Origin of the sequence: Pseudofrankia coriaricola (assembly GCF_032027725.1) — a bacterium.
Taxonomy (GTDB): domain Bacteria; phylum Actinomycetota; class Actinomycetes; order Frankiales; family Frankiaceae; genus Pseudofrankia.
In genome coordinates, this window is the sequence record NZ_JASNFO010000018.1 from 1 (window position 1) to 11891 (window position 11891).

Here is an 11891-nt window from a genome sequence, read left to right on the forward strand (position 1 = left end):
GCGCCTCCGGAGGCGCCTGTCTCCAGAAGCCCTAGAGGGCCGAAGGAGGTGCGAAAATGCTCTTCGTTCGCGCCTCCGGAGGCGCCTGTCTCCAGAAGCACTGAGCGGTCCGACCGCCGGGCGGGTCTCGGCGGTTGCACCCGGTGCCGGGGCCTCGAGGCCCCGGCACCGGGTGGCCGCCGCCTAGATGACGTCAATGCCGTCGAGGATCGGGTCGCGCCGCGACATCCACTCCGGGGTGATGTCGTCGGGTACGGGTGGCCCGAGGCGGCGGGCCGTCGGGTCGTTCGGGCGGCCGGTGACCGGGTCCACGCTGTCGGTGTGGATCGACCGGTGCGGTGGGGGCGGCGCCGAGATCGAGCGGCTCTGGCCGCGGGGCGGCCCGGCCTGCGGGCGCAGCCGCGGATCGATCGATCCCGGCAGGCCGCCCGCGGCGCCGACACCCCCGAACGAGCCGGCTCCGCCGCCTGGCTGAGCGGATGGCACCGGACCGGGCGGGCCACCTGGCCTGGCGGGCCGGCCCTGCGGGTCGGTGGGGTAAGGGGGGTCCGGCCGCCCCTGCTCAGGACGGGGCGGGTATGGCGTGAGCCGCTCCCCCCGGCCTTGGCCGGGCTGGCCGGGCGCGTCCTGGTGAGGCCACGCGCCGCCGGGGGCGCCTGGGCCGGCCGACGCACTTCCCGGGTACCCGGGCCGGGTGGCGGGTCGTGGCCCGGACTGGCTCGGCGCCATCGACTGGCCGGGGACCCTCGGCTGGCCGGGCGCGCCAGGCGGCGCGGACAGCCCGGGCAGGCTGGTACCCGGAGGTGGGGGTGGCGTGCTCGGCGGCGACGGGATACCGGGGGGCAGGTGCCCGCCCTGCTGGTGGAGCGGCGGCGGCGTGCTGGTCTGGTATCCCGTGGGCCGCGGGGAGGGGCGGTTCGGCCCGGCGGGCAGCTGCCCGCCGGCAGGCTGACCTGGCGGCTGGAGCCGCGCCGGGGGCATGCCGGCTGACGGCTGCCGTGGCTGGGCGACCGGCGGCTCGTAGCGCGGCTGCGCGCCGGTGCTCCCGTCGCGGCCTGGCTGGAACGGCGCCTCGTCAGTGGGGGGTGGCGGGAAGACCGGTACGGCGCCAGTCATCCCCGGGGGAGGCAGGATCGGATGCGCGCCGGTCATTCCGGGCGGTCGGAAGCTGAGACCAGCGGCCGTCGTCCCTGGCGGGGGGAACGCCGGGTTGGCACTGGCCGCTGCCTCCGGCGGCGGGAACGCCGGATAGCTCTCGCCCGGCGGCGGGATGTGCGGCATCGGCCCTGTCGGTGCGGGAGCGGGCGCGCCGCGGTCGGGGCCGCCTGGCCGCGCGGTGATCGGCGGCGGCGCTGACGGCGGGGGTGAGGACGGCGGTGGTGGCGTGGTGGGCGGTGGGGACGCCGGTGACGGAGTGTGCCGGGAGGCCGCCGGGATCAGGACGCCCCGGCCTTCGGTCGCCGACGACGGGGCGCCGACGGGGCGGGGCGCGGGAGGCTCGGGCAACGTTCCCGGCATGAGGCGGCCATCGGGCGCCACGACGGGCTGCCCTCCAGAGGTTCCCGCCGGATCTGCGCCAGGGTTCCTGCCAGGCTGGCGAAGCCCGGGGTCCCTGCCGGATTGGCGAAGCCAATCTGGGAGGTCTGCTGGGAGGTCTGCTGGGAGGTTTGCGGTGTGGGAGCTCTGCTGGGCGGCCGGCACCGGAATCGGCGCGGCGCCGCGCGTGGCCGGCTGGGGGTGTGCCTCGATCCCCGCCGGGGCGGCGAAGTGCGCCCCGGACTGTGGCTGCGCACCGGTGGTCGCGAACGCGCCTGTGGTGGCGAACGCGCCGGTGGTGGCGGCGGGGCGGGAGCGCCGCGTCGTGTCGGGAAGCGGGCGGGGGGCGGCGACCTCCTGGTCGACCGCGCGCAGCTCGGGGGGCAGGCCCGTCACGGCGAGGACGGATGCGCATGGCCAGAGGCGATCGCAGCCGAGGCAGACCTCGAACTCGTTTGGCTGGTGGAGGTCGATGAGCGCGAGCAGGGACCGGATGTGCTCGATCGTGCGTGGCCCGGCGAGCACCGGACCGCTCTTGATCATGTCAAGTTCCGAGCACAGCCGACCGAAGTAGCGCTCGACGTCGGAAACGTCCTGATCCTCCATCATTGTCAAGCATGCACCATCGAGCGGAGCGCCGCGCGAGCGGCACCCCGCGAACCCGGGCAGGGATCATGAGCCACCGCGCCGGCGCACCAGGCGGCGGCGCGGCGCTCTCGCCTACCGATGCCGGGCATTGTCATCCATGCCGGACGCCGGGCGGCGAGCCCCGTGAGGCATCCCGCGGGTGTTCCCCTGCGCGGCCGCGGCCGGGGCCCGCATGACGGGACCGTCGTCTCACGCGCGCTCGGGCCGGACCTCGTCGCCGCGGCGCACCTGCCGCATGAGGCCCTCCTGCAGGCGGGCGAACTCCTCGATGTACGGGCTGTCCGCCGGGTTCGGCGCGCCTGGCATCTCCTTGCCGGGCTGGCCGCGGTCGAATGCCGGCTCGAACCCGGCGTACGGGCCGCCGCCGGGCAGCCGGTCCGGCTGGCCGCCGTCGAAGGACGGGTAGTGGCCACCGCCCTGGCCGGAGGGCGCGCCGCGGTCTGCCGGCGCCTCGTAGGCCGGGTAGTTCGGCATACCGGTCGGCGGCGGAGTACTCGGCCGCTCGGGCGCGCCGTCGAACGACGGGTAGTGCGCGCCGCCGCCCTGCGAAGGGGCCCGCTCCGTGCCGCCGTCATAGCCAAACGGGGAGGAGCCGTTGCTCGAGGGCGCGGGGCTGATCGACAGCGGCGCGGAGCGCAGCGCGTCGGCGCCCGCGCCCGCGTCCTGCTCCGGCGACAGGAAACCGTCGGTCTGCGGGAAGATCCGCGCCGACAGGCTGACCGACATCGGGTCGCTGCCGTAGGTGATCACGTCGACCTGGTCGTCCGGGCCGATGCCGCCGTTGCGGGCAAGGTCGACGAACCGGAACAGATCTGCCCAGCGCAGGCCGTCCAGGTCCACACTGATCCGCAGTGCCATGCTGTGCCCCGTCCCGTGAGCAGTCGTCATGCCGACGGGCCGCCTGTTCGCGCGACCGCCCGCCCGCGCCGGGCCGCCTAGCAGGCCCGTCGCCCGCGGGTGCTTGCCCGCGCCCCGATGTGGAAGTGTCCAACTCCGGGTGATGGGCGGCAGCTTATACCGCGTTGGGTAGGTGTTCCTCATCCGGGGAGCTTCAGCGCCCCGTTCAGGGGGTGTGTACCGCCTGTGGCGGCGCTTCCTGGGAGCGCGAGGAGATGTGGGTCATAGGGGACGGCGGATGGAAGGGCCCGCTAGGGGTAATGTCGCGCGGGTGACGAGTCTTTCCGGCGGTGTAAACGGCATCGGCGGCATGGCCGGCGTCGACATGCGCGCCGGTTCGCTGCCGATCAGACTGCTACATGATCGTGTTCTTGTTGAGCCGCGGGAGGACTCGGTCGACCGGCGGTCGAAGGCTGGCATCGTCATCCCAGCGACCGCGCAGATGGGTAAGCGTCTGTCCTGGGCTGATGTCGTCGCCGTCGGGACGGCCGTGCGCACCATCCAGATCGGTGACCGCGTGCTCTTCGACCCCGAGGACCGCGCCGAGGTCGAGCTCCACGGCTCGACCTATGTGCTCATGCGCGAGCGCGACATCCACGCCGTGGCCGCCGAGCGCCTGGATGACGGTCTTACCGGCCTCTATCTCTAGGCCCGGGTCCCTCTAGGCCCGGCTCCAGGCCCGGCCGCTGCCTTCAGGCCGATATCTACAGCTCTCTCCAGATCGCCGACCTCGCCGACAGGTCGCTGGGCGTCCACGATGTGGCCGGAAAGACACCGATAGGACCACCGCGGAATTGGCCCGCGGCGGGCCCGTCCCGTATCCTTCGCACCGGCTTTGATGATCGAGGCGGGCGACGGCGGCCCGAGGCCCGCCGTCGCCGGTCACGGCTGGCGAGAACGGCCTCGCCGGTCTCGCTCGGGCGGTACAGGCACGGGGAAATGTGGACATGCGGCGCCGGGACGCTCCCGCGCCGATGGCATTGCGTATTGTGACCAACCGATCCCGTTCAGATACGAGGCCTGGTGGGTATCGAGGCCTGTCGTGGACGGCGGGAACCCGCGAGCCCGGGCCGTCGGGCCTGGCCGCGGGGGCGCCTGAGTGGGAGGGCGACGGTGCCGGCGGGCGGGGCGGATAGACCGCCCGCCGGCCGGCATGACGGCTGGCGAGGAGGGGACGGGTCGGCCCGCCTCGCCGGTACCCGGAAGTCAGTGGAAGGCCGACCCCTTGGACTGGAGGGAAGGAGAGGCATGGCTCGCGACTTCGACGCCAGGCGTGGTGCCGACGCGGACGATGATGATCTTCAGGAGCAGAGCCTGGAGGCGTTGAAGGCGCAGCGCGTTGGCGCCGCGGCCGACCTGGGCGACGACGTGGACGCCCTGGAGACTGAACTGGATCTGCCTGACGCCGAGGTGCGCGATGAGGAGCTCGCCCTGCGCGTGCTGCCGCGGCAGGCCGACGAGTTCACCTGCACGAGCTGCTTCCTCATACACCACCGCAGCCAGCTGGCGGACGCTCGCCGTACGGTCTGCTCGGACTGCGCGGCCTGATCGACCCGCGGCCTCGCGGGTTCGCGATAGCGGCGCGGCCTCTGGCCGGTGCCGCCTGACAGGCCTCCGGCTCCGCGTGGCCTTGTCGTGGCAGCGTCGTGGCCGCGCACCTTCCAGCCTGGCCAGCCGGTAGAGGAAGGTGTCCGTCGGCGACACGTGCTCGCGACAGAGAGTGAAACTCCAGCTACCGTACGGTGGGAGCTGGGGGTGATGGCGTGCCGGGCGATGGGAAGGGCGCGGGCGTGAGGTCCGCCGGCGCGGAGCACGTCCGGACCGGCATCGCGGCCCGCGCCGGCCACGGTGGTGGTGACGCGGCCGGCGGCGGCCCGCCGCCGCTGCGCGGCCAGCTCTCCCCGCCCGCGCTGCCGGTGCCATTCGTGCCCCGCCCGCGGCTGTGGGAGATCCTCGACCAGGGCGCCGGGCGGGCGCTGACCGTCGTGCGCGGCCCGGCGGGCAGCGGCAAGACGACGCTGGTCGCCTCCTGGTACCTCGCGCGCCGGGACACGCTTCCGATCGTCTGGTTGCGTGTCGACCCGGCCGCCAGCCCCGCGTGGGGGACTCGGCCGGACCCGGCGGCCTCGGTGGACACCGCCTCGGGAGGTGCCCCTCCTGGCGAGGCCGCGGCCGGCGACCTCCTTCCCACTCACGTCATGCCCGTCGACACGGCGCCCGCCACCGGCTCGCCCAGCGGTGCGGCGCACCTGCCGGGACACGCCGAGCGGGAACGGGGCCTCGCGCGGCCGGCCACGTCCCGTGCCAGCTGGCCGGAGCCCGCCGGCCGTCCCTGGCCGCCCGCCGCCAGACCATCGTTGTGGGAGCACCTGCTCGTCGCGCTGGCGAGCCATCCCGAGACCGCTCTGGACGAGGGGCTCAGCGAGCTGTGCCCGCCACCGCCGGGTGCCTCGGCGGACCGCTTCTGCCGCGACCTGGCCGATGTCCTGTCGCGCGGGCGCCCAGCACCGTTGGTCCTGATCATCGACGATCTCGGGCTGGTCCGCGACGAGGCCGACATCGCCGGCCTGCACCTGCTCGCCGGTGAACTGACGGGCGCGCGGCTGGTGCTGTGCGGCCGCCGGATACCGGTCGCCACCCATCGAGCACGAGCGGCGGGCCAGCTCACCGAGATCGGTCCCGACCTGCTCGCGTTCGACTCCGAGGAGACCGCCCGGCTGCTCGCTGCGCTGCGCGCACCGGCCGCCGCCGGCACCGCCCTGCTGTCCGTCACCGAAGGCTGGGCCGCGGGGCTCCGGCTGGCCGCCGCGGGCCTGGCGTCGAGGCCGGGTCCGGCCGGCTACGCGGCCGGCTTCCGGGCGGCCGGGGCTGGGCCAGTGGGTGACGCGCCCGGCCCCACGGAGGCAGGAGATCACGGCGGCGCGCACACGGCGGACGGTGGGCAGGGCAGGCTGGCATATCCAGCGCTGCCATCCGGAGCGTTCGCGCCTGTCGCGGAGTATCTGCGAGCTGAGGCGCTCGCCGCCCTGCCCGCGCCGGTGCGCCCGCTGCTGCTGCGCACCAGCGTGCTCGACCAGGTGTGCGGCCCGCTGGCGGAGGCGGTCGTCGCGGAGCGCGGCGGTGGGGACCGGCTGCTCGCCGAGCTCGCCGCCGGTGACATCCTCGCGACGCAGCTGACGCTCCCGCCCACGCCCGACACCGAGATGGCCGAGCCGGCCGAGTCCACGGATCTCGCCGCGGCGGCACCGTGGTTCCGTTACCACCAGCTGCTGCGCGGCATGCTGCGAGAGGCGCTGCGCAGGGACCCGACCGAGGATGAGGCCGAGCTCAACCTGCGTGCCGCGCTCTGGTACGCGGCGAACCGCCGGCTCGTCGACGCGGCCCGGCACGCGCGGCGCGCCGGCGACTGGCGCTACCTCGCCTGCCTGGTCGCTCGCGGCACGGTGCCGCTCATCCTGCAGGGCGACCTGCCGGAGCTGGCCGCGCTGGTGACCGGTTACCCGGACCGGGCCGCCGCGCTTGGCCCCGAGTGTGCGACGGTCGCCGCGCTTGCCCGGGTGCTCACGGGGGACGTCGTGGTGGCCGGTGAGCACCTGGACCGGGCGCGGGCAGGGGCGAGCGCGGGCCCGGCGGCTGTCCCCGCGGCCGCGGCCTGGGCGGGGCGACCCGGCCACGAGCGGGCGGGCGACGGCGCGGCCGGCGCGGTGCGGCGGTCGTTGCTGATGGCGATCGAGGCCGTGGAGCTGCGCCGCGCGGAGCTGGCCGGCGACGTCGACGCCATGATGGCCGCGGCGCGCCGGGCGCTGCGGACGAGGCCAGCGCCGCCGCCCGGGCCGGCCGACGGCCTGCCCGACGGGCTGCGCCCGCTCGCCCTGTGTTCTCGCGGCCGCGCCGAGCTGTGGCGCGGCCGGCTCGAGACTGCCGAAGACGCGCTGCGCACGGCACTCGCCGAGGCACGCCGGACCCGGCTGGGTGGCGCCACGGCGAGCTGCCTAGGCGCTCTCGCCCTCGGATCCGCGCTGCGTGGGCGGCTGCGCCTGGCGGAGGAGACCGCCGCCGCTGCACTCGCGGCCATGGGTGGGTCACTCGGCGTCGCGCCGAGCGCGTCAGGTTCGTCTCGCGGAGACGACTGGTGGGCCGTCGGCCCGTCCCGGCCGGCGTGGACCGCCCGCGAGGACCAGACGGGACCGGAGGGCCGCGCGGCCCCGGGAGGCACCGAGCCGGGTGAGCCGAGCGCCGTGCCTGTGCCCACATCCCCGCCGCCTTCGTCCAGTTCGTCCTCGCCTGCGCCGTCCCCGCCCGAGCCGTCCGCGGTTGCCCGAGCCGCGCGCGACGCCGGCGAGTGGGCCCCGCCGCCGCGCGCGCGGGAGCCGGGCGGCCTGGACGCGCGAGGCCACGAGGAGCGCGACCCCGGCTGGCGCGACCTGGGGCAGGTGGCCTGGCTCGCGGGCTCGCCCGCGCCGGTCGGGGCCGTCGAGGCTCTGCTGGCGCTCGCGGTCGTCGCCGGCTACCGGGGAGACGCCGAGCGCGGGCTTGCCTGGGTGGACCAGGCCGCTCGCGCCGCCGGCCCTGGCCAGGCTGGCCAGCTGCCGGATCTGGCGAACGTTCTGCGCGCGTGGCTTCACCTGGGTCGGCGTGGAGCCGACGACCTGCGGGCGGCCCGGCGCGCGCTGGGCGCGGTCCCGACCCGCGAGGGGCCGGCGTTGCTGCTGGCGCTGCGCGAGGCCGCGCAGGCCGACCTGCTGGTGGCCGGCGGCAACCCGGACGCGGCACTGCGGCTGCTGGAGCGCGACGAGGCGGCTGGGCGGCGGGACGGCTCGGCCGCGCGGCTCGCCAGGGGCCGTGCCCAGCTGGCCCAGGGCGACGCCGCGGCCGCGGCGCTCACGGTCGCCCCGCTGCTGCGCGCCGACGGCGGGGGCGTCGCGAGTGTGGTCGGGGCCTGCGCCGTCAGCGCGCTCGCGGCGGCCCGCCGTGGAGACGGGGCGCAGGCCGGCGGCCTGCTCGCGCGAGCGTTCGCGCTCGCCCAGGACGAGCCGCTGGTGCGCCCCCTTCTCGAGCTGGGCCCCGAGGTCGTAGCGTTGACCGAGGCGCACCCGGGCCTGTCGGACGCGGCGCCCGAACTGGTCGCCGCGCTGCGGGCGGGGCTCGCCCGCGAGCCGCGGCGCCGGCCGGCGGAACCGGTGGTGGCCGCCGGGCGCGCGCAGCCCGCGGGCCGCCCGCGCTCGGTAGCGGTGCCCGCCGCTCGCCGGGCGCCGGGCGTCGCCAGCGGCAGCGGCGGTGGCGCGCCCGCGTCGCCGCGTCTGCCCGAGGCCACCGCGCGTGGCGGGGGGAGGCCCGGCGCCAGCGGCGTGGAGCCCGGCCGTTCCTCGCCCGCCTCCGCCGTACCTGGGGCGGCGGCCACGCCTGGAGCCGCCCCGGAGCTGGCCGCCCGCGGCGCGGAGGAGGACCGCGCCTGGGCGGCCCCCGCCGGGACATCCGCCGAGGCTCCATCGGCCGTCCGGCCGGCCGCGCCGGCTCGCTCACCCGAGCCGTTGGCCGTGCCCGGCGCCCGGCCCGCCGCCGTGAGCCGGGCACCGCGGGTCCCCGGACCATCCGGGACCGGCCAGGCGGCCGAGCCGGCTGCCGGAGGCCACTTCGCGTCGCCCGGCGGCCGGCCGCGGCCGGCGGGCAAGGAGCCGGGCGGGCGGCAGCAGCCGTCTCGGACCGGGCGGGGCGCCGATCGACTCAGCGAGCGGGAGCTGGCGGTGCTCAGCTACCTGCCTACGATGCTGACGACGGCGGAGATCGCCGCCGAGCTGTACGTCTCGGTCAACACGGTGAAGACGCACCTGAAGAGCATCTACCGCAAGCTCGACGTGGCCAGGCGACGGGACGCGGTGCACCGTGCCCGTGCCCTGCACCTGCTCTGAAGCGGTCTCCTCGGCGTCGGTCCCGCACCGGGCCCGCGGAGTGCTCCCGGCGGATCCGGGAGTGCTCTTGGCAGACCGGCCGGGCCGGCCGAGACCGGCCGGGCCGGCCACCGGATCACGGAGCCGGCGGCTCTGGGCGGACGCCAGGTCCGTGGCTGGTCGATGGGCCGGACCGGGACGCGCCTCTCGCCTGAACGACCCGGTCTCACACCGTGCCAGGAGGCCGCCCGGTTCGGGGTGTCCGCGAGGCGGGCGGCTCTCGCGCGGCGGTGCTCAGGGAGGCTGCCTACCCAGCGTGATCTTCTGGCCGCCACCCGTGGGGGCCGGTGGAGGCGGGCGGCGAAGCCTGGCCCCGCGGCGGCGCGGGCGAGCGGCTGACCGGCCAGCCACCGAACTCGGCCGGCGGATCCGTCGGTGGCCGTTGCCCGCCGAGGTCCGGGTTGAACAGCCAGATAAGCCGTATTACCAGGGTGATGATGCCCGCGATGGCCAGGATCAGCCCCAGCGCTGGCAGGTTCAGGCCGTGGATGTGCCACGTGACCGCGTACCGGAGAATCGCGCCGGCCACGATCATGAGGATCGACGAGCCGATGGTCACCGTTGCTCACCCCTCTCGGGCCGCGGCCGGCGGTGCGAGCCGACGCGCGGGCACGGTCGCCGCCGGCCGACCGAACGGATCGGACCGGGCGGACCGTGTCGTCGGGTTCCGTACCCTCGGTAGCTAGCGGTTACACAGTGTGAAGGAGATTGGCTGGGTGGCGTGGACTTATCGCCCCTAGTTCGGAAATGGCCCATGTGTGCGGAGCGTGACTAGCACTATCGGGTAATAGAGGGGCGATCATCAGCTACTGAAAGCTACCATCCGATCACTATCGATAGATAGAGAGCGCTCTCACGGGACTTTAGTCCCTAGTTGGATCTCCTGACTGACCCTTGAAGTTGGCAAGAGGTAAAAAGTCCCGGCCACCGTCTAGCGTGCCCCGGAAGGGGGCCCTACGCTGACCCAACATGTCCAGCTTGGTCGGTAATACTCCGGCGACTTCGCCGTTACCGACAAGTAACGAGGGTGTCGACCGGATCCGGAGGCGGGCGTGGCAGACCGCATGCTTGATGGCGTGAGGGATACCGTTCTGGACGGTATGGGCGGAATCTCTCCGGTTCGTCGCCAGCCGAGACCGGTGACAATCGACACACCATCCGCGGTCCTGCGTGGGCCAGCCCAACATCTGGACACCGCGGCCCGATGGCATGCCACGGCGCCAGCGAACGCACCCATCGGGAACACTGCGGTCGGGCGTAACTCGTCGTCCCCCGGGCACTCCACGCGGCCCCCCGGAATCAGCACCCCCGCTCAGGCCACCGGCCCCGGGGGCGCCGGAATGCCCGCTCGCACTCAGCTGGCACCCCGCGCCGCGCAGCCGCCGCGGGATCTCGCGCTCGGCGCGGCCGAACTGCGCGGCATTCTCCGGGTCGTCGAGGACTGCGAACGGGCCCCTACGCTGCCGGCGTTTCGGGAGGCCACGCTCGACGCCCTTTCCCGCCACCTCGGCTACCGGAACTCCGCGTTCTTCCTCGGCCCGTCGCTCGAGGCGGCGTTCCAGGACCAGCGACCGGCCGGGCGAGGGCTCGCGCTGCGGATGGCCGGCCCCTTCCTCGACCGCTATCGCGGGCTCGAGGCGTTCTCCGACCCGGAGAGCCTGCGGCTGATGCACGAACGGGGTGTCGTCACGCTCGAGGACATCGGCAACCCGGTACGGCCGGAGATCCGGATGCGCATGGAGCGTTTCCTGCGCGCGCACGGCATCCACTCCAAACTTCTCCTGCGTCTCGCCGGCCCGGCGAACATCGGTGCCGTGGTGTCCCTGCTGGACCCACGGCCCGGCGCCTTCGGGGCGCGCGACCGCGCGGTCGCCGCGGTGCTCGGCCGCCACCTGGGCAACCTCCTGCGATTCCATGTCCGCGCGAACACAGGCCCCGCCGTCACCGCGAAGCTGTCGGCCAGGGAACGCGACGTGGTCCGGCTGGTGGCCGAGGGCCACTCCAACCGCCAGGTCGCCGAGGCGCTGTGCATCAGCATTGACACGGTCAAGCACCACCTGACGCATGCACTTGTCGCCACGTCCTGCGCCAACAGGACTCAGCTGGCCCTGGCCTGGCAGCGCGAGATGGGCCCGTCTACCTCGCCGGTCATCGCCGGCCCTGGCCGGGACTGACGTACCCCGGGCGCGTCCCGGGCCGCTGGCCGCGAGACCGCCGGGTGGCCGTGCCGGCGTGCCAGGCGTCAGGCGGCGGCCGGTGCTCGGCCAGTGGCCGCGACGGGTGCCCTCGGACGACACCGGGCGCGTCCTGGAACCGAGGCCGTCGGGAGTCGTCGGCCGGGCCGGACGCCCGCGGGCGCTGAGGGCCGAAAGCCGTCCTGGATGCCCGCCGGCGGCAATCGGTCCGGCGGCGGCGCGGCGCATGCCGCCCGCTGCCTGTGTGCCGACCGGCGAGGGTGATGCCCGTGGCACCCATCCGGACGAACGAGACGTGCTTCGGCCGAAGGCGGCCGCCTGGAAAGTCCCGGCTCTTCGGGACGTCTCCGCGCTCGCCAGGTGAACAGCCGCCTTACCTCTTCCCACGGCCGGGGAGAACCGTCCGACCTGACTAGACCGATCGTGCCGGACACCGTCTGGGCAGGGGCCTGTCTGACCACGGGGCCGATCGGCGTCGCACGCCGAAGGGACGTTCCGGCGCAGGCCGCGGCCCGGTCGTCGGGCGGATCCCGCCAGGACGGACCGGAATACCCGCTAATTCGGCACCGCCGTTTTGACGGCTAGCTCCCCGGAGGATGACCGGTTCCCGCTGGGCGCCTTTTGGGGCTTTAATGAATGAATTTACTCGAGCTTTCACGTGACGCTC

Annotated in this window: 7 protein-coding genes; 4 read left to right on the forward strand and 3 right to left on the reverse strand. The window is 75.1% G+C overall.

Going from position 1 to position 11891, the window contains the following annotated elements:
• Nucleotides 1-183: 183 nt before the first annotated feature.
• Together QOZ89_RS10430 and QOZ89_RS10435 are read right to left on the reverse strand one after the other, a co-directional pair.
• The gene (locus tag QOZ89_RS10430) at nt 184-2151 is read right to left on the reverse strand and encodes a hypothetical protein (RefSeq protein ID WP_131804176.1); all 1968 of its coding nucleotides are present in this window, start codon (nt 2149-2151) and stop codon (nt 184-186) included.
• Between the two features lie 222 nt (nt 2152-2373).
• Nucleotides 2374-3042, reverse strand: coding sequence for a hypothetical protein (locus tag QOZ89_RS10435; RefSeq protein WP_071053067.1), 669 nt, complete (start codon nt 3040-3042; stop codon nt 2374-2376).
• A gap of 277 nt (nt 3043-3319) precedes the next feature.
• Here QOZ89_RS10435 and QOZ89_RS10440 point away from each other — a divergent pair, with 277 nt between their 5' ends.
• From QOZ89_RS10440 to QOZ89_RS10450, 3 genes are all read left to right on the forward strand, one after another.
• The gene (locus QOZ89_RS10440; RefSeq protein ID WP_397428717.1) at nt 3320-3730 is read left to right on the forward strand and encodes a GroES family chaperonin; all 411 of its coding nucleotides are present in this window, start codon (nt 3320-3322) and stop codon (nt 3728-3730) included.
• Nucleotides 3731-4329: 599 nt separating this feature from the next.
• Nucleotides 4330-4629, forward strand: coding sequence for a DUF4193 family protein (locus QOZ89_RS10445; RefSeq protein ID WP_071053069.1), 300 nt, complete (start codon nt 4330-4332; stop codon nt 4627-4629).
• A gap of 215 nt (nt 4630-4844) precedes the next feature.
• On the forward strand, nt 4845-8990 hold the full coding sequence (locus QOZ89_RS10450) for a LuxR C-terminal-related transcriptional regulator (RefSeq protein ID WP_312623638.1): 4146 nt from the start codon (nt 4845-4847) through the stop codon (nt 8988-8990).
• 286 nt (nt 8991-9276) lie between these two features.
• Here the strand turns inward: QOZ89_RS10450 and QOZ89_RS10455 are convergent, their stop codons facing one another.
• The gene (locus tag QOZ89_RS10455; protein ID WP_071053072.1) at nt 9277-9588 is read right to left on the reverse strand and encodes a hypothetical protein; all 312 of its coding nucleotides are present in this window, start codon (nt 9586-9588) and stop codon (nt 9277-9279) included.
• Nucleotides 9589-10369: 781 nt separating this feature from the next.
• On the opposite strand from QOZ89_RS10455, the gene QOZ89_RS10460 reads away from it, so the two are divergent.
• Nucleotides 10370-11203 (forward strand): helix-turn-helix transcriptional regulator, encoded by an 834-nt coding sequence (locus QOZ89_RS10460; protein WP_241842294.1) that lies wholly within the window; start codon nt 10370-10372, stop codon nt 11201-11203.
• Nucleotides 11204-11891 lie beyond the last annotated feature (688 nt).